The sequence below is a fragment of the Wenxinia saemankumensis genome, from assembly GCF_900141735.1.
Taxonomy (GTDB): Bacteria; Pseudomonadota; Alphaproteobacteria; order Rhodobacterales; family Rhodobacteraceae; genus Wenxinia; species Wenxinia saemankumensis.
The window spans coordinates 132038-153673 of the sequence record NZ_FQYO01000004.1 but is presented as its reverse complement, the minus strand read 5'-3'; the positions used below and the strand labels follow the sequence as shown (position 1 = coordinate 153673).

At 73.2% G+C, this 21636-nt stretch carries 20 protein-coding genes and 1 tRNA gene; 14 read left to right on the top strand and 7 right to left on the bottom strand.

Annotated elements, in window-relative coordinates:
- The first annotated feature begins 6 nt into the window (after nt 1–6).
- Together BUE30_RS11825 and BUE30_RS11820 are read left to right on the top strand one after the other, a co-directional pair.
- Nucleotides 7–1572 carry an ABC transporter permease family protein gene (locus BUE30_RS11825; RefSeq protein WP_073330727.1) on the top strand — a complete coding sequence of 522 codons (1566 nt, stop codon included), beginning with the start codon at nt 7–9 and terminating at the stop codon, nt 1570–1572.
- Nucleotides 1559–2266 carry a thiamine ABC transporter ATP-binding protein gene (locus BUE30_RS11820; RefSeq protein ID WP_073330724.1) on the top strand — a complete coding sequence of 236 codons (708 nt, stop codon included), beginning with the start codon at nt 1559–1561 and terminating at the stop codon, nt 2264–2266. The genes BUE30_RS11825 and BUE30_RS11820 overlap by 14 nt, the downstream gene beginning before the upstream one ends.
- 200 nt (nt 2267–2466) lie before the next feature.
- On the opposite strand, the gene efp is transcribed toward BUE30_RS11820, so the two are convergent.
- Nucleotides 2467–3033: an elongation factor P gene (efp, locus tag BUE30_RS11815; RefSeq protein WP_073330721.1), complete on the bottom strand. Its 567-nt coding sequence runs from the start codon at nt 3031–3033 to the stop codon at nt 2467–2469.
- Between the two features lie 145 nt (nt 3034–3178).
- On the opposite strand from efp, the gene epmA reads away from it, so the two are divergent.
- On the top strand, nt 3179–4210 hold the full coding sequence (gene epmA / locus BUE30_RS11810; protein WP_073330718.1) for an EF-P lysine aminoacylase EpmA: 1032 nt from the start codon (nt 3179–3181) through the stop codon (nt 4208–4210).
- A 292-nt stretch (nt 4211–4502) separates the two neighbouring features.
- Here the strand turns inward: epmA and mtaB are convergent, their stop codons facing one another.
- Both mtaB and dapF read right to left on the bottom strand, forming a co-directional pair.
- Nucleotides 4503–5762: a tRNA (N(6)-L-threonylcarbamoyladenosine(37)-C(2))-methylthiotransferase MtaB gene (gene mtaB / locus BUE30_RS11805; protein WP_073330715.1), complete on the bottom strand. Its 1260-nt coding sequence runs from the start codon at nt 5760–5762 to the stop codon at nt 4503–4505.
- Nucleotides 5755–6540, bottom strand: coding sequence for a diaminopimelate epimerase (gene dapF, locus BUE30_RS11800; protein WP_083601390.1), 786 nt, complete (start codon nt 6538–6540; stop codon nt 5755–5757). Before dapF ends, mtaB begins: the two co-directional genes overlap by 8 nt.
- A 242-nt stretch (nt 6541–6782) precedes the next feature.
- Between dapF and BUE30_RS11795 the strand changes: the two genes are divergently transcribed.
- The 6 genes from BUE30_RS11795 to BUE30_RS11770 all read left to right on the top strand — a co-directional run bounded on the left by BUE30_RS11795 (nt 6783) and on the right by BUE30_RS11770 (nt 12452).
- Nucleotides 6783–6858 (top strand) — tRNA-Lys (locus tag BUE30_RS11795).
- Nucleotides 6859–7390: 532 nt separating this feature from the next.
- Nucleotides 7391–8233 (top strand): ABC transporter ATP-binding protein, encoded by an 843-nt coding sequence (locus tag BUE30_RS11790; RefSeq protein WP_244526352.1) that lies wholly within the window; start codon nt 7391–7393, stop codon nt 8231–8233.
- Entirely contained in the window at nt 8230–9240 is a 1011-nt protein-coding gene (locus BUE30_RS11785) for a FecCD family ABC transporter permease (RefSeq protein WP_073330709.1), read from the top strand. Before BUE30_RS11790 ends, BUE30_RS11785 begins: the two co-directional genes overlap by 4 nt.
- The gene (locus BUE30_RS11780) at nt 9237–10286 is read left to right on the top strand and encodes a FecCD family ABC transporter permease (protein ID WP_244526351.1); all 1050 of its coding nucleotides are present in this window, start codon (nt 9237–9239) and stop codon (nt 10284–10286) included. The genes BUE30_RS11785 and BUE30_RS11780 overlap by 4 nt, the downstream gene beginning before the upstream one ends.
- Before the next feature lie 67 nt (nt 10287–10353).
- Entirely contained in the window at nt 10354–11160 is an 807-nt protein-coding gene (locus tag BUE30_RS11775) for a (2Fe-2S)-binding protein (protein WP_073330706.1), read from the top strand.
- Nucleotides 11161–11477: 317 nt separating this feature from the next.
- A complete protein-coding gene (locus BUE30_RS11770; protein WP_073330703.1) occupies nt 11478–12452 on the top strand; it encodes an ABC transporter substrate-binding protein in 975 nt (324 codons plus the stop codon).
- 315 nt (nt 12453–12767) lie between these two features.
- On the opposite strand, the gene BUE30_RS11765 is transcribed toward BUE30_RS11770, so the two are convergent.
- The 3 genes from BUE30_RS11765 to BUE30_RS11755 all read right to left on the bottom strand — a co-directional run bounded on the left by BUE30_RS11765 (nt 12768) and on the right by BUE30_RS11755 (nt 16009).
- On the bottom strand, nt 12768–13424 hold the full coding sequence (locus BUE30_RS11765) for a hypothetical protein (protein WP_073330700.1): 657 nt from the start codon (nt 13422–13424) through the stop codon (nt 12768–12770).
- Nucleotides 13425–13772: 348 nt separating this feature from the next.
- Nucleotides 13773–15362, bottom strand: a complete 1590-nt coding sequence (locus BUE30_RS11760; protein WP_073330696.1) for an ABC transporter substrate-binding protein — start codon at nt 15360–15362, stop codon at nt 13773–13775.
- A gap of 50 nt (nt 15363–15412) precedes the next feature.
- Nucleotides 15413–16009, bottom strand: coding sequence for a helix-turn-helix domain-containing protein (locus BUE30_RS11755; RefSeq protein WP_073330693.1), 597 nt, complete (start codon nt 16007–16009; stop codon nt 15413–15415).
- 99 nt (nt 16010–16108) lie between these two features.
- On the opposite strand from BUE30_RS11755, the gene BUE30_RS11750 reads away from it, so the two are divergent.
- From BUE30_RS11750 to BUE30_RS11730, 5 genes are read left to right on the top strand one after another with little or no spacing between them, the layout of a single operon-like run.
- The gene (locus tag BUE30_RS11750; protein ID WP_073331817.1) at nt 16109–17167 is read left to right on the top strand and encodes an ABC transporter permease; all 1059 of its coding nucleotides are present in this window, start codon (nt 16109–16111) and stop codon (nt 17165–17167) included.
- Nucleotides 17164–18090 (top strand): ABC transporter permease, encoded by a 927-nt coding sequence (locus BUE30_RS11745; protein ID WP_073330690.1) that lies wholly within the window; start codon nt 17164–17166, stop codon nt 18088–18090. The genes BUE30_RS11750 and BUE30_RS11745 overlap by 4 nt, the downstream gene beginning before the upstream one ends.
- A 43-nt stretch (nt 18091–18133) precedes the next feature.
- Nucleotides 18134–18967: an ABC transporter ATP-binding protein gene (locus BUE30_RS11740; RefSeq protein ID WP_073330687.1), complete on the top strand. Its 834-nt coding sequence runs from the start codon at nt 18134–18136 to the stop codon at nt 18965–18967.
- Complete coding sequence (locus BUE30_RS11735) at nt 18964–19755, top strand: ABC transporter ATP-binding protein (RefSeq protein WP_073330685.1); 792 nt, start codon at nt 18964–18966, stop codon at nt 19753–19755. Before BUE30_RS11740 ends, BUE30_RS11735 begins: the two co-directional genes overlap by 4 nt.
- Complete coding sequence (locus BUE30_RS11730) at nt 19752–20231, top strand: GAF domain-containing protein (RefSeq protein ID WP_073330682.1); 480 nt, start codon at nt 19752–19754, stop codon at nt 20229–20231. The genes BUE30_RS11735 and BUE30_RS11730 overlap by 4 nt, the downstream gene beginning before the upstream one ends.
- Nucleotides 20232–20543: 312 nt before the next feature.
- On the opposite strand, the gene BUE30_RS11725 is transcribed toward BUE30_RS11730, so the two are convergent.
- Nucleotides 20544–21635 (bottom strand): ABC transporter ATP-binding protein, encoded by a 1092-nt coding sequence (locus BUE30_RS11725; RefSeq protein WP_073330680.1) that lies wholly within the window; start codon nt 21633–21635, stop codon nt 20544–20546.
- Nucleotide 21636: the final 1 nt, after the last annotated feature.

Genomic DNA, 21636 nt, shown 5'->3' with positions numbered 1-21636 from the left:
CCCGCGATGAACGCGGCCGTCCCGCCCCGCGCCCGGAGGGGACCGCCCCGCTGTCCCGGGGCGGTGGCGGCGGCCTGCGTCTCAGCGCTGGTCCTGCTGCCGCTCGGCGCGGTGGCACTGCGGGCGGGCGGCCCCGCTTCCGGGGGGGCGGGCGCCGCGCTCGCTCCCGCCGACTGGGCGGCGATCCGCTTCACCCTGTGGCAGGCCGCCCTCTCGGCCACGCTGTCGATCGCGCTGGCCGTACCGGTGGCGCGCGCCCTGGCACGCCGGCGCTTTCCGGGGCGCGCGGCGGTGGTGACGCTGATGGGCGCGCCCTTCGTCCTGCCGGTCATCGTCGCCGTGCTGGGCCTTCTGGCCGTGTTCGGCCGGGGGGGGCTGCTGAACGACGCGCTGGGGGCGCTGGGCCTGCCGCGCGTCTCGATCTACGGCTGGCCGGGCGTGGTGCTGGCGCATGTCTTCTTCAACCTGCCGCTCGCGACGCGGATCCTGCTGCAGGGCTGGCAGGCGATCCCGGCCGAGCGGTTCCGCCTCGCCGCGTCGCTGAACGCGCCGGTGGGGCGGCTGCTCGAGATCCCGATGCTGCGCGCGGCGGCGCCCGGCGCCTGGCTGCTGATCTTCCTGCTCTGCCTGACCTCCTTCGCCGTGGCGCTCACGCTCGGGGGCGGGCCGCGCGCGACGACGGTCGAGCTCGCGATCTACCAGGCGCTGCGCTTCGACTTCGCGCCGGGGCGGGCCGCACTCCTGGCGGCGGTGCAGGTCGCGCTCTGCCTGGCCGCCGTGACGGCGAGCCGGGCGGTCGCGATCCCCTCGGCCTGGGGCGCGGGGACGGGACGCGTGGTCGAGCGCTGGGATGCGCGGGGCCGCGCCGCCCGGATCCGCGACGCGGCGTGGATCGCGCTGGCGGCGGGGTTCCTGCTGCTGCCGCTCGGGATGGTGGCGGCGCGCGGCCTGCCGGGGCTGGCGGACATGCCGGGCTCGGTCTGGGCGGCGGCGGGGCGGTCGGTCGCGGTCGCCCTCGCCTCCACCGCGCTGGCGCTCGCGGCGGCGCTGGCGCTGGCGCTGCGGGGCGGCCGGGCGGCGGCCCTCGCCGGGGCGCTGCCGCTGGCGGTCTCGGCGCTGGTCCTCGGGACGGGGCTGTTCCTGATCGTCCGCCCCTTCGTCTCGCCGCTGGACGTCGCGCTGCCGGTCACGGTGATCGTCAACGCGCTGCTGTCGCTGCCCTTCGCGGCGGGCCTGCTGGCCCCCGCCGTGGCCCAGGTCGAGGCCGGGCACGGCCGGCTCGCCGATTCGCTGGGCCTGACGGGCTGGCGGCGGCTGCGGATCCTGCTGCTGCCGGGGCTGCGCGCCCCGCTCGGCTTCGCGGCCGGGCTCGCGACGGCCCTGTCGATGGGCGATCTCGGCGTCATCGCGCTCTTCGCGGGCGAGGCGCAGGAGACGCTGCCGCTGGCCATGTACCGCCTGATGGGCGCCTACCGGATGGAGGCGGCGGCAGGGGCGGGCCTGCTGCTGGTGGCGCTCTCGCTCGGCCTGTTCTGGCTCTTCGACCGGGGGGGACGCCATGCTCGAGCTTGACCGTCTCGCCCTCGCGCAGGGCGGCTTCCGGCTGGAGGCGGACCTGGCGCTGGAGGCGGGCGGGACGGTGGCCGTGATCGGCCCCTCCGGCGGGGGCAAGTCGACGCTGCTGGCGGGGATCGCCGGCTTCCTCGCCCCGCAGGCGGGGCGGGTGCGTTGGGCCGGGCGGGACCTGACGGGGCTCGTCCCCGGCGCGCGGCCGGTCTCGGTCCTGTTCCAGGACGGCAACCTCTTTCCGCATCTCACGGTGGCGCAGAATGTCGGCCTCGCGCTCGGCCCGCGCCTGCGGCTTCCGGCGGAGGACCGGGACAGGGTCGAGGGCGCGCTCGCCCGCGTCGGCCTGTCCGGGCGCGGCGGCGACCGGCCCGCGCAGCTCTCGGGCGGGCAGCAGGGCCGGGCGGCGCTGGCGCGGGTGCTGCTGTCGGGACGTCCGGTCGTGCTGCTGGACGAGGCCTTCGCCGCGCTCGGCCCGGCGCTGAAGGACGAGATGCTCGACCTCGTGGCCGGACTCGTGGCCGGTCCGGAGCGGCTGGTCCTCATGGTCAGCCACGATCCCGGAGACGCGACCCGCATCGCGGCGCGGACGGTGCTGGTGGCCGAGGGCCGCGCCACCGGCCCGTTCGACACGGCGGACCTGCTCGCCGACCCGCCTCCGGCGCTCGCCGCCTATCTGCGCGCGCCGGACCGGTCCTGATCGGGGCCCGCCGCCGTCGTTCCCGGGGCGCCGCCCGGATCAGCACGCGCCGATGCCGGACAGGACCGGAACCCGCCAGATGCCCGGCGCCAGATCCCGGCACCGGACCGCCGCACGCCGCGAAAGGCTCTTATCTTGCCCCAAATACTCCGGCACGACGCCGCCGCGCCGCGCGCCGCCCGATCGGGGAACCGCCCGCGTCAGTCCTTCGCGCGCTCGACGTAGGAATTGTCCTCGGTGTTGATCACAACGCGGGTGCCGACGCCGATATGGGGCGGCACCATCACCCGCAGGCCGTTATCGGCCTGGGCGGGCTTGTAGGAGGACGAGGCGGTCTGCCCCTTCACCACCGGCTCGGTCTCGACGATCTCGACCGTGATCTTCTGCGGCAGCTCGATCGAGATCGCGATCCCGTTGTAGAGCGCCAGGTGGCAGAGCATCCCGTCCTGCAGGTAGACCTTCGCATCGCCCACCACGTCCTCGGCCACGGTGACCTGTTCGAAGCTCTCGGGCTCCATGAAATGGTAGCCCTCGTCGTCGGCGTAGAGGAACTGGTACTGCGTCTCCTCGACATGGGCGCGCTCGACGCTCTCGGTCGTCTTCCACCGCTCGCTCACCTTCACCCCGTCCGAGATCCGGCGCATGTCGACCTGGGTCACGGGCGTGCCCTTGCCGGGATGGAAGTTCTGGGCGGTGAGCACGACGTAGAGCTTCTCGTCGATCTCGAGCACGTTGCCCTTGCGGACCTGGGAGGCGATGACTTTCATTCGGGCGTTCCTGTCGTCGGATCGGGGCGCGCGGCGCGGGGGCGCGCGCGCGGAAAAACGGGTGGCTCCGCCTAGCGCAGATCGCGCGGCATGGCTAGTAGCGGCCCCGCAGCGCCCCCGTCCGGGGCGGGGGGGGGCGATCGCCGTGACCGAGACATCCTGGTGGGACCGCGCGCGTCACGCCGACCGCCGGCCCCTTCTGATCGCGCGCAACCGGATCCAGGCGCGGCTGAGGGCCTGGTTCGCCGAGCGCGACTTCGTCGAGGTGGATCCCGCCGCGATGCAGCGCAGCCCGGGCAACGAGGTGCATCTGCACGCCTTCGGCACGCTGGCCGTGGACGAGACCGGCGCCTCGCACCGGCGCTGGCTGCACACCTCGCCCGAATTCGCGATGAAGAAGCTGCTCGCGGCGGGCGAGCGGCGCATCTTCGCCTTCTCCCATGTCTGGCGGAACCGCGAGCGCGGCCCGCTCCACGCCCCCGAATTCACCATGCTCGAATGGTACCGCGCCGAGGAGGGCTACGAGACCCTGATGGAGGATTGCGCCGCCTTCCTGCAGATCGCGCTGGAGGAGAGCGGCGCGCAGGCGCTGCGCTGGCGCGGCGTGCCGAGCTATCCCCGGGCGGGGACCGAGCGGCGGAGCGTGGCGGAGGCGCTGGCCCGGCACGGGATCGACCTGCCCGCGACACTGCCGGGCGGGCAGCCGGACCGCGCCGCGCTGGCCGCGCAGGCCGGGGCGGCGGGGATCGGCGTGGACGAGACGGATACCTGGTCCGACATCTTCTCCAAGTGTCTCGTCGGGCTGGTCGAGCCGGGGCTGGGCGAGGGCCGGCCGGTCATCCTCGACCGCTACCCGGCGCCCGAGGCGGCGCTGGCCCGCCCCGCGCCGGACGATCCGGCGGTGGCGGAGCGGTTCGAGCTCTTCGCCTGCGGGGTCGAGCTGGCGAACGGCTTCGGCGAGCTGACCGACGCCGCCCTGCAGGAAGCCCGGCTGGTCGCGGCGATGGACGAGAAGCAGCGGATCTACGGCGAGGCCTACCCGGTCGATGCCGGGTTCATCGCCGCGCTCGACCACATGCCCGCCGCCTCGGGCTGCGCGCTGGGCTTCGACCGGCTGGTGATGCTCGCCACCGGCGCGCCGAACGTCGAATCGGTGATGTGGGCGCCGCCCTACTGACCCGGCGGAGCGGGGCCGGAGGCCCCGCATTCCCCTTGCTGGAGAGCGTGGCGGCGCGAGCCCCCGCGGCCCGGCCGCCCGGGCGTGGCGGGGGCGGACGGTATTTGCGGACCCTGCGAAGGAGGGGCCGGGGCGCCGGGGGGCGCCGCGTCGCCGGGGGCGGGTGAGATGCCGGGCCGGGGGGGCGGGCGGCCCGGCCGGGGCGTCGCCGGTGGTTCCGGGGGGCGTTGCGGTTCCGGGCGCCGCAGCGGGGGCGGGGGCCCTTGCGAGGGCGCGGGCCGCGCCGTTCCGGTCAGGCGGTGAGGTGGGTCCGGGTAGCGCCGGAGATGGTCGCGGCCTCCGCCCGGCCGACGGGGCGATCCGCCGCGAAGCGGACTTCCGCGAACTGCGCGGTCCGGCCCATCCGGGGGCTTTCCATCAGCACGTCGTGGGTCCGGCCGACCTGCGCGGCGAGGTGGCGGGCGGCGGCGTCCTCTCCGGCGGCGCGGAGGCGGGCGGCGCGCGCCTTGATTGTGCGGCCGTCGACCGGGGGCATCCGCGCGGCGGGGGTGCCGGCCCGCGGGGAATAGGGAAAGACGTGCAGCCAGGTGAGGCCGCAGGCCTCGACGAGGGAGAGGGAGTCGGCGAAATGCGCCTCGGTCTCGGTCGGGAAGCCGGCGATGATGTCGGCGCCGAAGACCATGTCGGGCCGCAGGCGGCGCGCCTCCTCGCAGAAGGCGATCGCGTCGTCCCGCAGGTGCCTGCGCTTCATCCGCTTGAGGATCAGGTCCGAGCCGTGCTGCAGCGACAGGTGGAGGTGCGGCATCAGCCGGGGCTCGGTCGCGATCGCCTCCATCAGCGCGTCGTCCGCCTCGATGCTGTCGATGGAGGAGATGCGCAGCCGCTTGACGTCGGTGAGCCGCAGGATGCGCCGGACGAGGTCGCCGAGCCGCGGCGTGCCCGGCAGGTCGCCCCCCCAGGAGGTGAGGTCGACGCCGGTCAGCACCACCTCCTCGAAGCCCTCGCCCGAGAGGCGGGCGATCTGCTCGACCACCACCCCGGCGGGGACGGAGCGGGAATTGCCGCGGCCGTAGGGGATGATGCAGAAGGTGCAGCGGTGATCGCAGCCGTTCTGGACCTGGACGTAGGCGCGGGAGCGGGTGCCGAACCCGTCGATCAGGTGGCCCGCCGTCTCGGTCACGCTCATGATGTCGTCGACCTGCACCCGCTCGGTCCCGAAGCCGCCCGCGAGGCCCGCCCAGGTGGCGGGGGCCATCTTCTCGGCATTGCCGATGACGTGGTCGACCTCGTCCATCGCGGCGAAGGTCTCGGGCTCCACCTGTGCGGCGCAGCCGGTCACGACGAGCCGCGCGCCGGGATTGTCGCGGCGCAGGCGGCGGATCTCCTGCCGGGCCTTGCGCACGGCCTCGGCCGTGACGGCGCAGGTGTTCACGACGACGAGGCCGGTCGCGCCCGCCTCCTCGGCGAGGCGGGTCATCGCCTCGGTCTCGTAGGCGTTGAGGCGGCAGCCGAGCGTGGCGAAGACCGGGGGCGTGGCGGATCCGTCAGCCATGCCAGACCCCGTCGAAGACATGGGCGGTCGGGCCGGTCATCCAGACGCCGTCCGCGCGCCAGTCGATCCGCAGCGTGCCTCCGTCGAGGACGATCGTCACGGCCCGCCCCGTGAGGCCGCGCCGGTGCGCGGCGACGGCCGTCGCGCAGGAGGAGGAGCCGGAGGCCAGCGTGATGCCGGTCCCCCGTTCCCACACCCGCATCCGCAGCCTGTCCGGGCCGATGACGCTGGCCACCTGCACGTTCGTGCGCTGCGGGAAGAGGGGGTCGTGCTCGATCCGGGGGCCGAGCTCGGCGAGGTCCACCGCCTCGGCATCGGGGACGAAGAAGGTGCAATGCGGGTTGCCCATCGAGGTCGCGACCGGGGCGCCCTCCAGCGGCAGGGCATCGGTCTCCACCTCGCGGGAGAGCGGGATCCGGTCCCAGCGCGTCTCGGGCGGCCCCATGTTGACGGCGACCTCCGCCCCCTCCGACCGGGCCTGCAGCGTGCCGTGATCGGTCGCGATGGCGAGCGTCGTCGCCCCCGTCCGCGCCATCTCCCGGGCGGCGATGCAGCGGGTGGCGTTGCCGCAGGCGGCCGAGCGCGAGCCGTCCGCGTTCCAGAAGTCGAGATGCAGGCCCTCCGCCCCGTCGCGGATCAGGGCGAGCTGGTCGAACCCGATGCCGCGATGGCGGTCGGCCATGGCGCGGGCAAGCGCGGCGTCGACGCGCGCCGGATCCGGGCCGCCGTCGCGGGTGTCGATCACGACGAAATCGTTGCCGAGGCCGTGCATCTTCATGAAGGGAATCGGGGCGACCATGGGGGGCAGATAGGGCAAGCGGGCGGGGGATTTCCAGTGCCCCGCCCGCCGCGCGGGCCCGCGGGGGGAATTTCCCGGCCGCGGGCGTCCGTGCCGGATCGGCCGGGGCGGACCCTGGCGTCGGGACGGGGCAGGAGGGGGCGGGACGCGGCGCCCGTCGGGAATCGGCCTGATTTGCGCTTGACCCCGTCCGGAGCCGCCGCTAGCTAGCCGCCCGTGACGGGCCGTTAGCTCAGTTGGTAGAGCAACTGACTTTTAATCAGTAGGTCGCTGGTTCGAACCCAGCACGGCTCACCACACCTTTCCGATACGATGAAGGTCGCCCGGCGTCCGGGCGCAAGGCTGCCGGCCCTGGGCTCCGGCGCGGATGGCCCCCCGGGCACGACGGCCTGCTGCCGGACCGACATTCCGGATGACGGCATGCGGACCCGGGGCGCGGCCGGCCAATTGCCGCGACCGGACCCGCCTTCGAGCCTGATCGCCCCGGCATCGACGTTTCCGATCGGAAGCATACGGCGCGATGTCGCGCAGGGGGCGGTCCGGGCCGCGCCGTTCGGGCGATCGGTCCGGGGAGGCGCGCCCCGCGCGAGGCGACCATGCGGCACTTGCAGGTTGACGCAGGCGATCTCGCAGGCCGCGTATCATCGGGAGGGCAGGACTGCAGCGGGACGGGGGATCATTGCTCCCCCCCGGGTCGTCCCCCGTCGGCGTTCGGCTGCCGACAGGGGCGAGGGCGCAGGGATGGGGGGGCGGGAGAGTCCCGAATCTGCCGCCCTTGCGAAGTCTTACAAAATCAGTAGGGATAGATTCGTCCACCAGCGAGCGGCCCATGAACGTCCCGAACCGGAACATGATCGACCAGAACCGGCGCCCCCGTCTCGTCGTCGAGCGGGTCTCCTCGGGGTACGGATCGACGCCGATCGTCCGTGACGTGTCGCTGGCGATCCCGGATGCCGCGCTCACCATCCTGGTCGGGCCGAACGGCTGCGGAAAATCCACCCTGCTGAAGACGATGGCCCGGGTCCTGCCGGCCTCGGGCGGGCGGGTCGTCCTGGACGGCCGTCCGGTGCACGGGATGCCGACCCGCGACGTCGCGCGCCGGCTCGCCCTGCTGCCCCAGGGGCCCGTCGCGCCCGAGGGGCTGAGCGTGCGCGAACTGGTGGCGCAGGGGCGCTACCCGCACCAGACCCTGCTGCGGCAATGGTCGCGCGCGGATGCGCGGGCCGTCGAGGCGGCGATGGAGGCGGCGGATGTCGTCCGGTTCGCGGATCGCCCGGTCTCGGACCTTTCGGGCGGGCAGCGGCAGCGCTGCTGGATGGCCATGGTTCTGGCGCAGGAGACGGACATCATCCTGCTGGACGAGCCGACGACCTTTCTCGACCTCAAGGTGCAGGTCGACCTGATGCGCCTGCTGCGCCGGATCGCGCAGGAGGACGGGCGGACCGTGGTCATGGTCCTGCACGAGCTGAACGTCGCCGCCGCCTTCGCCGACCTGCTGGTGATGATGCGGGGCGGGCGGCTGGTGGCGCAGGGCCCCGTCGGGACCGCCTTCACCGCCGGGGCGCTGCGCGAGGTCTTCGGACTCGAGGCCAGCGTGCTGACCGACCCGGCGAGCGGCCGCCCGGTCTGCGTGCCGCTGGTGGCGCCCCGCATGGCCGTCGCCGCGGAATGACCGGCCCGATCCTGCCGCGCCGCGGGCCGGCGTCCCGCGCCGCGCCGCTGGCCGGGCTCGCCGTGCTGGCGCTCGCCTTCGTCTGGCACGTCTCGGTCGGGGCGAGGCCGATCCCTCCGGGCATCGTGGCCGAGGCGCTGCTGGCCTTCGATGCGGACGTCCTCGACCATGTCGTGATCGTGGACCTGCGGCTGCCCCGCGCCCTCTGCGCCGTCCTGGTCGGCGCTGCGCTGTCGGTGGCGGGGGCGCTGATGCAGGGTGTCACGCGCAATCCGCTGGCCGAGCCGGGCCTGCTGGGGCTGCTGATCGGCGCCTCCTTCGCGGTCGTGCTCTTCGTCGGGGTCCTCGGGATCGCGCCGCCGGCGATGATCCCCCTCGTGGCGGCGCTCGGCGCGACCGGGGCGGCGGCGGCGGTCTGGGGCATCGCGGCGGCGGCGCCGGGTGGGGCGACGCCGCTGACCCTCATCCTCGCGGGGGCCGCGATCACCGCCTTTCTGGGCGCACTGGTCACCGTCGCCACCCTTCTCGACGAGCGGAGCTTCGAGGAGTTGCGGGTCTGGCTCACCGGCTCGCTCGCCGGGGGGCGCCTCGATCAGGCGCTCTGGGCGCTGCCCTGGCTCGTCGCCGGGCTGGCGGTCGCGCTGGGGGCGGCGCGGCAGGTCACGGCGCTGGCGATGGGCGACGAGACGGCGATCGGCCTCGGCATGGATGTCGGCCGACTGAAGGCGCGCCTCCTCTTCGCCGTGGTGGCGCTGACCGCCTCGGCGGTGGCCATCGCCGGGCCGATGGGGTTCGTGGGTCTCGTCGTGCCGCATGCGGTGCGCCTCTTCGCCGGGCAGGATTACCGGCGCGTCGTGCCGTGGTCGGCCCTTGCCGGGGCGGCCTATCTCCTCGTCGTCGACATCGCCGCCCGGATGGTCCTCGCCCCGGTCGAGATCTCCACCGGCCTCGTCACCGCGCTGCTCGGCGCCCCGATCTTCGTCTGGCTGGTGAGGGCGCGGCTGTGAGCGCCGGCGTCATCTCGCGGCTCGACGGCCCTGTGACCTTCCTGCTGCCGATGAGGGCCGTGATCGCCCTGGCCCTGCTGGCAGGCCTCGTCGCGGGGCTGCTGATCGTCAGCCTGATGGCCGGCAGCTACCCGCTGGGCGTGCGCGAGGTGCTGTCGACCCTGGCCGGTGCCCCGCCCTCGGACATGGCCGGGACGGTCGTCTGGCAGTTCCGCTTTCCCCGCGCCCTCGCGGCCCTCTGCGCCGGGGCGCTGCTCGCGCTTTCGGGTGCGGTGCTGCAGACCGTCACCCGCAACCCGCTGGCTGACCCCTCGCTGGTCGGCGTGAGCCAGGGGGCTGGGCTGGCGGTCGTCGCCGCCATAATCGCTGTCCCGGACCTGCCCACGGCCCTGCGGCCTCTCCTCGCCTTTGCCGGCGCGCTCGCCGTCGCGGGGCTGATCCAGGGGATCGCGGCACGACGGGCGGGCGGGGCGACGATGCGGTTCATCCTGACCGGGATCGGCGTGGCGGCCTTCCTCGGCGCCGCGACCTCGGCGCTGCTAACCTACGGCCAGCTCGACCGGGCGATGGCCGCGCTCGGCTGGCTGGCCGGGTCGGTCCACGCGGCGGGCTGGGGGGACGTGGCGGTGCTCGGCCTCGCGCTCGCCCTGCTGGCCCCGGCGCTCGTCGCGGCGGCGCGGCCGATGGCGGCGCTGCGGCTCGGCCCCGAGATGGCGGCGGGGCTGGGGCTGCGGGTGGGCCGCGTGCGCGCCTGGCTCATCACGCTCGCGGTCGCGCTCGCCGCCGCGGCGGTGGCCATGGTCGGCCCGCTCGGCTTCGTCGGCCTGGTCGCGCCGCACATGGCATCGCGGCTGGCCCGCTGCGGCATCGGGCTGCACCTCGCCCTGTCCGGCGCGGTGGGGGCGGGTCTGGTCGGTCTCGCGGACCTCGCCGGACGGAGCCTCTTCGCCCCGGTGCAGATCCCCGCCGGCCTCTTCACCGCGATCGTCGGGGTGCCGATCCTGGTCTGGCTGATCCTGCGCCGGCCGGCCGGCGGCCAGCCGTGAGGACCCGGGCCCCATATCCGATCGCCGCCGCGCCCGGTCCGGCCCCCGCGCGCGGGAGAGCGGCCCGATGACCGCGCCCGGCCTGATCGACGTGCTGAAGTCGCTCCCCGCCGCTCGCGGCGCCTATTCGGCGCGCGGGCGGGTCGGGACCGCCCCCGAGGCGGCGCTGCGCCTCGATGCGCCGTCGCCGGCGGTGCTGGAGGCCTGGCTCGCGGCCGAACGCGCCCGCGCGCCGGGCGGGGACGACAGGCTGGCGGCCGCCTACCTGCTGGGATCCGTGGCCTTCTCGGTCTCCGAGATCCTGGCGGCGCTCGTCCTGCGGGGGGTCCTGCCGGGCGTCCTGCCGGGCGCCGCTGTCGTGGCGCGGAGGGCGCGGTGGGAGAAGAACGGGGAGAGCGGCGAGGGGATCGCCTACGACATGGTCTTCGCGGACGGCGCGCTCGTGGCCTGTCCCGATCCCGCCGCCGGGTTCGGGGCCGCGCTGATCGCGCTCTTCGCCCCCCTCGTCGCCGCGCTGCAGCCGCGCTCCGGCCTGTCGCGCGGCGCGCTCTGGCGGCTTGTCGGGGACGGTCTCTCGGCCGCGCTGCTGGCCCGGGGCAAGGAGACGGGGCGGGAGGAGGCCGCGATGGGCATCGCGAGCGCGATCCTGCGGGATCGGGCGAGCCCGCTCCAGTCCCGCCAGACCGGCTTCGTCGAGGTCTCCGCGCCCGGACGGCCCGGGATCCGCGAATGGTTCAGGGTCCGGGGCGGCTGCTGCCGCTACTATACCAGCGCGGGCGGGGAATACTGCACCACCTGCGTCCTGCGGGACGAGGAGAGCCGCCGTGCGCGGCTGGAGGAGTACCTCCGCCGAAAGCACGGCCTCGCCGCATGAGGCGCCGACCTCCCCGGTCCGGGCGCGTCGCGTCGGCCCGCCCCTGCCGACCCCCGGGGCCGGGCAAGCTCCATTGCAAGTCGCCGGTCGGACCTGCCGGGCCCGCGACCGGGCCGTGCCCGGCGATGGACCGGCGAAGGGCGGGCCGCCCGGCCTGCCTCATCCCGGGCCGGTCCGCCGCGATCCGCCGCGCGGGCAGCATCGCGGCGGCCGGCGATCGCCCCGTCTCCCGCTCCGGAACTGCGCCCGTGCGGCGCCGGCCCGGACCCAACCCGGCGCCCGCCTGAGCGGCGCCCCCCCTCCCGAAGGACCCCCAGATGCAGACCACACCCCTCGCCCTCCTGGCGCTCGTCGCCGCCGGCCCGCTGGCGGCGCAGGACTACCCGCTGACGATCGAGCACAAGTTCGGCTCGACCCTGATCGAGGAGGCGCCCGAGCGGGTCGCCTCGGTCGATTTCGCCGGCGCCGACAACCTGCTCGCCCTCGGCATCCAGCCGGTCGCGATCCGGCACTGGTATGGCGACTATCCCCGCTCCGTCTGGCCCTGGGCCGAGCCGCTGCTGGAGGCCGAGGATCCGACGATCCTGCGCGGCCAGCTCGACTTCGAGGCCATCGCTGCGACGGATCCCGACGTCATCGTCGCGCTGTGGTCCGGCATCACGGCCGAGGAATACGAGCGTCTGAGCCTGATCGCGCCCGTCGTCGCCGTGCCCGAGGGCGTCGGCGACTATTCGATGCCCTGGGACGACCGCGCCCTGCTGACCGGTCGCGCCGTCGGCCGCGAGGCCGAGGCCGAGGCGCTGGTGGGCGAGATCGAGGGCGAGCTTGCGGCGATCGCCGGGGCACATCCGGACTGGGCGGGGCAAACCGTCTCGGTCGCCTACAGGTGGAACGACGCGCCCGGTGCCTACACCTCGCTGGACGTGCGCCCGCAGCTGCTCTCGCAGCTCGGCTTCGTGACGCCGCCCGCCATCGACGCGCTGATCGCCGGGAACGAGTTCGCCGTCACCTTCTCGCCCGAGGATCTCTCGCCCATCGACACCGACCTGCTGATCTGGCTGCCGCCCGAGGGCGGGGACATCTCCCCGATCACGGACCTGCCCGCGCGGCGGTTCCTGGAGGCGAGCCGCGAGGGGCGCGAGGTCTTCCTCGACGAGGAGATCTCGGGGGCCTTCTCCCACGCCTCGTTGCTCTCGATCCCCTATGCCGTCGACCGGCTGGTCCCGATGATCGAGGCCGCCCTCGACGGCGATCCCGAGACCCATGCCGACATGCGCGCCGCTACTCCGTGACGTCGGAGCCCGGGCCCCGGTCTTCGCTTCGGACGAAGGCCGGGGGCCAGGTCCCTGCCGACGGGCGCGTCGACCCGGTCGGGCCGCGCCGCTGCTTCCTCGGCCGGGGCACGCGCCGGCGGCAGAAGCGCCGCCCGGACGGGGCGGCCGGGGGTCCATCGAGGAGCCCCGCGAGCGGAGGGTCGGGCCGTGGAAGGGCATGCGCCGGAACGGCCGGGTCGCGGCGCGGGCCGGCGGAACGGGCCACCCGGCGCTGTCCTGCCGTCGCCGGGCCGGCATCCCGACCGCCGCGCCCTGCCTGCCCCGGGCGCTCCTTCAGCCGCCGCGGAAGCTCTTCTCGTCGCGGGCGAGATCGTCGATCGCCATGCGGCGCAGCTTGCGCCGCTCGCGCCGGCTGGAGATCTGGCGGGTCTGCGGCTCTGTCGGGACGACGGTCCAGGGCTCGCGATCGGTGACGACGCGGAAAGTCCGCCGCGCCGCGATCTCGAGGTCGTCGCCGCCGAAGGCGCCGGTCACCATTACCTCGAGCGTGCGGATCCGGCCCCGCAGATCCTCGAGCGAACGGGGTTCGCCCTCGCCGAACTTCACGGCGAGGTCGAGCATGTGGCGGAACGACCCGATCGACATGAAGTCGCCTTGCGTGAGCGGGCCATGGCTGGTCACGTCGCGCGGGGGATCGTCGTCGGCGGGGGCGGCGAGCAGGTCGCGGTCGGTGATCGCCGCGCGGCAGCTCTCGTCGCCGCAATCGAGCGTGAAGTAGACGTTGAGCGGGTAGACCGGCTCCTGACTCATGTTCGAGACGAGGCAGAGCGCCTCGAGATCCGATCCCTTGCCGCGATTGATGAGCAGCCGCGGCTTGCGGGCCCTGAGGTAGTTCCACAGGAAGAGCTGGAGGTAGAACACCCATACCGCGAACATGCCCGCGTTGAGCGCGAGGTTCAGCGCGTCCGCATGCGCCATCAGCCAGTCCATGTCGCCCTCCGGGGGTGGGTGGTCGGGTGCTGTCGGTGGGACGCGGCGAACGCATGGCGGGGCGGGAGGTTCCCGCAGGGCGGCCCGGAACCGGCTAAGGGCGGTCGCCGGGGCGGCCCGGGTTGGCGATGGCCTACGGGGGGCGCGGCGGTGCCGGTCGCGGTGGGTGCGTGCCTGGCTATCGGGGACCGCGGGGACCGGTCGGCGGGTCGGCCGATGTCGCGAGGGGGGCGGGACGCCGGGCCCGGCGGCGCGGGCCACGTTCTGCCCGCGACGGCCGGTGGCTGCACCCTGCGAAGCGGCGCGGAGCAGGGGCGGGGGCCCGCGGCGGGGCCCCCGCGAGCCGGCTCACTCCTTGGTGACGAGCCGGTAGAAGACGAAGTCGGACGTGGCGCCGTTGACGTAGCCCTCGACATCCTCGTCCATGGCGACCTGGTAGCTCGCCTGGAACATGATGACGATCGGGCTCTCCTCCTGCACCTGCTGCTGCAGGTCCATGTACATCTCGAGTCGCGCCTCGGGGTCGCTCTCGGCCAAGGCGTCGCGCACCTCCTGGTTCATCTCCTCCGGCACCGCCCAGGCGTTCCGCCAGGTGGTCGTGGCGGCATAGGCGTCGTCGGAATTGTCCGAGTTGTAGGCAAAGGCCTTGGCGTTGGAATGGGGGTCCATGAAGTCGGGGCCCCAGTAGAGCAGCATCCCCTCATGCGTGCGCTCGCGGTACTTCGTGATGACCTGCGCGCCGGTGCCGGGCAGGATCTCGAAGTTGATGCCCGCCTCGGCGAAGCTGGCCTGCAGCGCCTGCGCCATGTCGGTGAAGGGCGCGGCGTTGATCACGTCGAGCTCGACCGTGATCGGCAGCTCGATCCCCGCCTCGTCCAGGATCTGCTGCGCCCGCTCGGGATCGTAGGTGAAGGGCGTCTCGTCGTAGGAGCCGGGGAAGCCGTTCGGCCAGAAGGCCTGGTGGATCTCCATCTGGCCGGCGAGGAAGCTGTCGGTCATCCCCTGGTAGTCGACGAGATAGCGCGCGGCCTCCCAGAGGGCGGGATCCGTCAGTTCCTCGTTCTTCTGGTTGAAGGACAGGAAGTGGACGGCGGCCTGGGGATAGGTCTCGACCTTCGTGCCCTCGCCGAGGCCGGCGATCTGGTCGGGGGTCAGGTTGCGCGCGATGTCCACGTCGCCCTGTTCCAGCAACAGCTGCTGCGTGGCGCTTTCGGGGACGTGCTGGAGGATGATGCCGTCCAGCATCGGGCCTTCCTTGAAGTAGTCCTCGTTGGCGGCGAGGCGCACCAGCTCGTTCGGGCGGTAGGTCTGCAGGCTGAACGGCCCGGTCCCGGCGGCGTTGGCGTTGAGCCAGGCATTGCCCATGTCGCCGTCCACCTCGTTCGCCATCACCGTCTCCATGTCGACGATGGAGGCGGGGCGGGCGGCGAGGACGTTGAGCACGAAGGCGGAGGAGAAGTCGCCGTCCCAGGCGATCGTGACCGTGCCGTCGCCGTTGTCGACGACCATCTCGCCCACGTTCTCGGGCGTCCAGCCGAGCTGGGTCAGGATGAAGGCCGGCGTCAGGTTCAGCTCGATCACGCGGGAGAGGGAGCCGACGACGTCGGCGGCGGTGAAGTCGTTGCCCGAGTGGAAGGTCACGCCGTCGCGCAGCGTGAAGGTCAGCGTCTTCGCCTCTTCGTCGGCGGTCCATTCGGTGGCAAGGCCGGGGGCCAGCACCGTCGTGTCCTCGGCGTCGTATTGCACGAGGCGGTCGTAGAGGTTCGTCACCAGCTCGCCGCTGGTGAACTCGTAGGCCTGGGCGGGGTCGATGGCGACGATGTCGTCGATGTTCTGCGCGACGACGAGCACGCCGGGGGGCGTCTCGGCGAAGGCCGCCGGCGCGGCGAGCGGCAGCGCGAGCGCGCTGGCGAGGAGGGCGGAGCGGAGTGTCTTCATCTGTCTTGGTCCCTGTTGGTGGTTCGGATGCGGTCGTTGCCGCGGGGTGGTCAGGTCTCCGCCGCCGCGAAGGGCGGCGAGGCGGGCCCTTCGGGCCGGTGCAGCACGTCGAGCTTGCCGGTCCAGAGGATGCGCGCGGGCGCGTCGCCGGGATTGGCCCAGCCATGCGGCACCGCGCCGTCGTAGTGGAGCGAATCGCCGGCGGACAGGCGGAAGGTCTCGGCTCCGAGCTGCTGGTCGATCTCGCCGTCCAGGATGTAGATCACCTCCTCCCCCGCATGGGCGACGCGCTCGGACGCGTAGCCGGGGGGGACGTGGATGATGTAGCTCGACAGTTCCGAGCCCGGATAGTCGTTGGCGAGGGATTCGTAGCCCAGAACCGATCCCGCGAGGTGGAAGCGCGGCCGCGCGCCGTCGCGCGTCAGCGCGTCGCCAGGGCGGCGGGCGGCGACGAAGAAGTCGAGATCGACCCCCAGCGCCCGGGCGATCTGCGCCAGCGTCGCCAGGGTCGGCGTCGCCTGGTCGCGCTCCACCTGGCTGAGATAGCCGACCGACAGTCCCGCCCGGTCGCAGAGCGCCTGCAGGGTCAGGTCCATCCGCTTGCGGCGGCGGCGGATCTGCGGGCCGAGGGAGGGGGCGGTATCCATGGCAACGGTCGCTTTCGCGCGGCATCCGGTAAAAACTTTTCACTACGAGAACAAAAGTTTTTGCATCTGCCAAGCGGATAATGTCGGATGGCCCCCGACATGAGCGCGATACCCCAGCCCTCCACCCGCCCCGCCCGGGGCCTGCGCCGCGCCTCGCGCGGGGTCGCCGGCTTCGTCCTGACGACGGCCGTGACCTTCCTCGGGCTGCTCGCGATCACCTTCTTCATTGGGCGCGTGGTGCCGATCGACCCCGCCCTCGCCGTGGTCGGGGACCGTGCCACGCAGGAGCAGTACGAGGCGGCGCGGGTCGCGCTCGGCCTCGACCGGCCGCTCTTCGTGCAGTTCCTCGTCTATGTGGGCGACGTGATGACGGGGGATCTGGGCCAGTCGATCACCACCAACCGCCCGGTGGCCGAGGACCTGGCCCGGGTCTTTCCCGCGACGCTGGAGATGGCGACGCTCGGCATCCTCGCGGGGGTGCTGATCGGGGTACCGGTCGGCGTCTGGGCCGCGGTGCGGCAGGGGACCTGGATCGATCAGGTGATCCGCATCTTCGCGCTGATGGGCTATTCGGTCCCCGCCTTCTGGCTGGGGCTCGTCGGCCTCGCCCTGTTCTATGCCGGACTCGGCTGGGTCGCGGGTCCGGGGCGGATCGACATCTTCTACGACGGGCTGGTGGAGCCGGTGACGGGGCTGCTGCTGGTGGATTCGCTGATCGCGGGGGATTTCACCGTCTTCGGCAACGCGGTGTCGCATATCGTGCTGCCCGCGACGATCCTCGCCTTCTTCTCCCTCGCCTATATCGCGCGGATGACGCGGTCCTTCATGCTGGACCAGCTGGGGAGCGAGCATGTGACGACGGCTCGCGTGAAGGGCCTGCCGGAATGGAAGGTCATCTGGGTCCATGCCTTCCGCCCGATCCGGGTGCCGCTGGTGACGGTGATCGGCCTCAGCTACGCGCAACTCCTGGAAGGGTCGGTGATGATCGAGACGGTGTTCTCCTGGCCCGGGATCGGCAACTACCTCACGACGGCGCTGCTTAACGCCGACATGAACGCGGTGCTGGGGGCGACGCTGGTCGTCGGCGTGGTCTTCGTCGCGATCAACCGTTTGTCGGACGTGGCCTACCGCCTGCTCGACCCGAGGGCGAAGCGATGAGCGCCGGTCCCCGCCCCGCCCCCCGGTCCGGCCTGCGCGACTGGCTGCTGGCCGAGGCGCCGTCCTCGCGCCGGCAGGCCGCGCTCGGCAGCGCCTACCGGACCTGGTCGCAGCTGCTGCGCAACCCGCTGGCCGTGGCGGGCGGGCTGATCGTCCTGGGCCTGGTGCTGGTCGCCGCCTTCGCCCCCTGGATCGCGCCCGACACGCCCTACGGGCAGTCGCTGTCCGAGCGGCTGATGCCGCCCTCGGCCGAGCACTGGATGGGCACGGACGAGCTGGGGCGCGACATCCTGAGCCGCGTCATCTGGGGCGCGCGGATCACGCTGATGATCGTGGTGCTGGTCGCCGTCATCTCGGCCCCGCTGGGGCTGCTGGTCGGCGCGGTCGCCGGCTATGCGGGGGGCTGGGTCGACAAGGTGCTGATGGGGATCACCGACATCTTCCTGTCGATGCCGAAGCTGATCCTCGCCCTCGCCTTCGTCGCCGCGCTCGGCCCCGGGATCGAGAACGCGGTCATCGCCATCGCCATCACCTCCTGGCCGGCCTATGCGCGGATCGCCCGGGCCGAGACGCTGACCTTCGCGCAGGCCGAGTTCATCCAGGCGGTGCGCCTGTCCGGGGCGGGCCACATGCGGATCGTGACGCGGCACGTCATCCCGCTCTGCCTGTCCTCGACCATCATTCGCGTGACGCTCGACATGGCGGGAATCATCCTGACGGCGGCGGGCCTGGGCTTCCTCGGCCTCGGTGCGCAGCCCCCCTTGCCGGAATGGGGGGCGATGATCTCGCGCGGGCGGACCTTCATCCTCGACCAGTGGTGGGTGGCGACGATGCCGGGCTTCGCAATCATCCTCGTGTCGCTGGGATTCTGCCTGCTGGGCGACGGCCTGCGGGATGCGCTCGACCCGAAGGGGCGGACATGAGGGCGTATCCCGAAGGGGCGGACATGAAGGCGCGGGGGACGGTATGAGCGAGCTGCTGACGATCCGCGACCTGCGGGTGAGCTTTCCGACCCATCAGGGCCGGGTGGAGGTGGTGAAGGGCCTCGACCTGTCGCTCGGGCGCGAGCGGCTGGGCATCGTGGGCGAGAGCGGGTCGGGCAAGTCGATGACGGGCCGCGCGATCCTGCGCCTGATCCGGCCGCCGGGCCGGGTCACGGCGGCCGAGATGACCTTCGACGGGCAGGACCTGATGGCGCTGCCCGAGCGGCGGATGCGGGCGCTGCGGGGGGCGCGGATCTCGATGATCCTGCAGGATCCCAAGTTCTCGCTGAACCCCGTGATGACCATCGGCCGCCAGATCGCCGAGGCGCTGGACGCGCATGAGCGCCCCTCGCGCGGGGAGCGGCGCACCCGCGTGCGGCAGATGCTGGAGCGGGTGCGGATCGCCGATCCGGACCGGGTGGCGCGGATGTATCCGCACGAGGTCTCGGGCGGGATGGGCCAGCGGGTGATGATCGCGATGATGCTGATCCCCCGCCCCGCGCTGCTGATCGCGGACGAGCCGACCAGTGCGCTCGACGTGAGCGTGCAGGCCGAGGTGCTGGAGCTGATCGACGAGCTGGTCCGGGACGAGGGGATGGGGCTGATCCTGATCTCGCACGATCTTGCCCTCGTCAGCCGGTTCTGCGACCGGATCATGGTCATGGCGGGCGGCGAGGTGGTCGAGAGCTGCGCCGCTGCCGACCTGCGCCATGCATCGCACCCCTATACGCGCGGCCTGATCGAGGCGGTGCCGCGCATGGACGAGACGCGGGACTGGCTGCCGGTGCTGGACCGCGCCGCGAGGGCCGGGACATGATCGAGCTGCGCAACGTCGCCATCGCCTATGACGGGCACCGCGTGGTGGAAGGCGCGAGTTTCGCCGTGCCGGAGGGCGGGTCCTTCGCGCTGGTGGGGGAGAGCGGGTCGGGCAAGTCCACCGTGCTGAAGGCGATCGCCGGACTCGCGCCCGAACGCGAGGGCACGATCCTGGTGGACGGCGCCCCTGTGCCGCCGCGCCCGACGCTGGAGAGCGCGCGGCTGATGCAGATGGTGTTCCAGGACCCCTATGCCTCGCTCCATCCCCGCCGGACGGTAGACGCGGCCCTGTCCGAACCGCTGGCGATCCACGGGCTGAAGGACCGCGATGCGCGGGTCGAGCGGGCGCTGCGGGATGTGGGCCTCGACCGGCGGTTCCGCTTCCGCTACCCGCACCAGCTCTCGGGGGGGCAGCGCCAGCGGGTCGCCATCGCGCGGGCCCTGATGCTCGAGCCGCGGGTGATGCTGCTGGACGAGCCGACCAGCGCGCTCGATGTCAGCGTCCAGGCCGAGATCCTGAACCTGCTGAAGCGCCTGCGGGCCGAGCGGGGGCTGACCTACCTGATGGTGACGCACAACCTGCCGGTGGTGGGGTTCCTCTGCGAGCGGATGGCCGTGATGCAGGGCGGCCGCATCGTCGAGGAGGCGCCGACCGCGGCGCTGCGGACCGGCGATTTCGCCACCGAGTATGCGCGCCACCTGCACGGCGCGACCGGCGCGGACCTGATGGGCCCCGACCTGCTGGAGCCCGAATCCGTGGACACCGCCCCGATGGAGACCGAGAAATGAGCCAGGCCGACCTCGCCGCCGCGCTGGGACGCGCGACCGCGCCCGACGATTGCTACGCGGCGCTGATGGAGCTTGCGCGGGCGGAGGTGGGGCTGCGGCTCTTCACCGTGATGATCGCGGACATGGAGGCGGGACTGGTGCGCCGCGCCTTCACCTCGCATCCGCAGGACTACCCGGCGAGCGGGACCAAGCCGATCCGCCTCAATGCCTGGTTCGAGACGATGCAGCGGGGAGAGACCTTCGTCGCCGCCGACGTGCGCGACCATCCCGACCAGTTCCCCGACGCGGACACGATCGAGGCGCTGGGATGCGGGTCGGTCGTGAACGTGCCGGTCCATTCGGGCGGCGCGCTCATCGGGGCGGTGAACCTGCTGGATACGCGGGGCACGTACCGGCCAGAGGAGGCCGGGCGTCTCACGTCGTCGCTGGCGCTGCCGGCGCTGGCCGCGCTTCTGGCGGCGCAGCGGCTGGGGTAATCACGATGGCGTGCCATCCCGGGCGCAGCCGGGTCCGGGCGTCGGCCGAACCCGTCCCGGCCCGGGAGCAAGACCTCCAAACGGTCCGGGCCGGAAGGCCCGTGGCCGACGCGACGGGACATCCGTCGATCCGCTGAGGGGGGCGGTCTGCTTGGCCGTCGCGCCCGCCCCGGACCTGCGCCCCCTGCACGCGCGCGTGTCGTCCAGCCCGAGGGTGACGGGGGGAAGGTCACAAGGCCCCCCTCCCGCCCTGCGGCATGTCGGGGCGGGGCAGGCGCGGCCCGACATGCCCCGCCCCGTCTAGTGCCGCGCCTAGTGCGGCGCGTCGGCCATCGCCTCCTCGCGGGGGAAGAGATGCGCCTGGGCGGGGTCGAAGTCGAAGCCGACATTCCGGCCGCGCTCCAGCACCGTATCCTCGGGCAGGGCGGCGATCAGCTTGCTGCCGTCGCGCAGGGCGACGTCCACCACCGTCTCGGATCCCAGCCGCTCGGTCAGCTCGACCGTGCCGTGCAGCATCCCTTCCGCATCCGCGACGGGGCGCAGGTATTGCGGGCGGATGCCGAGGATGGCGGTGTCGCCGGCCACGATGGGCCGGCCCTTCGTCGCCACGGTGATCGGCTCGAGCGCGGGGGCCGAGACGCGGGCCTCGTGGCCCTGCACGCCCTCGACCTTCACCTCGACGAAGTTCATCGAGGGCGCGCCGAGGAAGCCCGCGACGAAGAGGTTCGCCGGCTCGTGGTAGAGCTCCATCGGGGAGCCGACCTGCATCACCTCGCCGCCGCGCAGCACGACGATCTTGTCGGCCAGAGTCATCGCCTCGACCTGGTCGTGCGTGACGTAGATCATCGAGGTGCCGAGCGTCTGGTGCAGCTTGCCGATCTCCATCCGCATCGACATGCGCAGGGCGGCGTCGAGGTTCGAGAGCGGCTCGTCGAACAGGAAGACCTGCGGGTCGCGCACGATGGCGCGGCCGATGGCGACGCGCTGGCGCTGCCCGCCCGAGAGCTGGCTGGGGCGGCGGTCGAGCAGATGCTCCATCTGCAGGATGCGGGCGGCCTCCTGCACCTTGGTCTTCTTCTCCTCCTTGCCGGCGCCCGAGATGGTCAGGCCGAAGGCCATGTTCTCGCGCACCGTCATGTGGGGAAAGATCGCGTAGGTCTGGAAGACCATGGCGATCCCGCGCTCCTTCGGCTGGATGTCGTTCACCACCCGGCCGCCGATCTCCAGCGTGCCGGAGGTGATGTCCTCCAGCCCCGCGATCATGCGCAGCAGCGTGGACTTGCCGCAGCCGGAGGGGCCGACGAAGACGACGAATTCGCCGTCCTCGATGTCGATGTCGACGCCCTTGATCACCTCGGCCTTGCCGAAGGACTTGCGGACGTTCCTGAGCCGGACCTCGGCCATG

Coding starts and splice junctions, on each gene's coding strand:
- BUE30_RS11825 (WP_073330727.1), top strand. CDS start 7: ATGAACGCGGCCGTCCCGCCCCGCGCCCGGAGGGGACCGCCCCGCTGT.
- BUE30_RS11820 (WP_073330724.1), top strand. CDS start 1,559: ATGCTCGAGCTTGACCGTCTCGCCCTCGCGCAGGGCGGCTTCCGGCTG.
- efp (WP_073330721.1), bottom strand. CDS start 3,033: ATGAAAGTCATCGCCTCCCAGGTCCGCAAGGGCAACGTGCTCGAGATC.
- mtaB (WP_073330715.1), bottom strand. CDS start 5,762: ATGGCTGACGGATCCGCCACGCCCCCGGTCTTCGCCACGCTCGGCTGC.
- dapF (WP_083601390.1), bottom strand. CDS start 6,540: ATGAAGATGCACGGCCTCGGCAACGATTTCGTCGTGATCGACACCCGC.
- BUE30_RS11790 (WP_244526352.1), top strand. CDS start 7,391: ATGAACGTCCCGAACCGGAACATGATCGACCAGAACCGGCGCCCCCGT.
- BUE30_RS11785 (WP_073330709.1), top strand. CDS start 8,230: ATGACCGGCCCGATCCTGCCGCGCCGCGGGCCGGCGTCCCGCGCCGCG.
- BUE30_RS11775 (WP_073330706.1), top strand. CDS start 10,354: ATGACCGCGCCCGGCCTGATCGACGTGCTGAAGTCGCTCCCCGCCGCT.
- BUE30_RS11770 (WP_073330703.1), top strand. CDS start 11,478: ATGCAGACCACACCCCTCGCCCTCCTGGCGCTCGTCGCCGCCGGCCCG.
- BUE30_RS11765 (WP_073330700.1), bottom strand. CDS start 13,424: ATGGACTGGCTGATGGCGCATGCGGACGCGCTGAACCTCGCGCTCAAC.
- BUE30_RS11760 (WP_073330696.1), bottom strand. CDS start 15,362: ATGAAGACACTCCGCTCCGCCCTCCTCGCCAGCGCGCTCGCGCTGCCG.
- BUE30_RS11755 (WP_073330693.1), bottom strand. CDS start 16,009: ATGGATACCGCCCCCTCCCTCGGCCCGCAGATCCGCCGCCGCCGCAAG.
- BUE30_RS11750 (WP_073331817.1), top strand. CDS start 16,109: ATGAGCGCGATACCCCAGCCCTCCACCCGCCCCGCCCGGGGCCTGCGC.
- BUE30_RS11745 (WP_073330690.1), top strand. CDS start 17,164: ATGAGCGCCGGTCCCCGCCCCGCCCCCCGGTCCGGCCTGCGCGACTGG.
- BUE30_RS11740 (WP_073330687.1), top strand. CDS start 18,134: ATGAGCGAGCTGCTGACGATCCGCGACCTGCGGGTGAGCTTTCCGACC.
- BUE30_RS11735 (WP_073330685.1), top strand. CDS start 18,964: ATGATCGAGCTGCGCAACGTCGCCATCGCCTATGACGGGCACCGCGTG.
- BUE30_RS11730 (WP_073330682.1), top strand. CDS start 19,752: ATGAGCCAGGCCGACCTCGCCGCCGCGCTGGGACGCGCGACCGCGCCC.
- BUE30_RS11725 (WP_073330680.1), bottom strand. CDS start 21,635: ATGGCCGAGGTCCGGCTCAGGAACGTCCGCAAGTCCTTCGGCAAGGCC.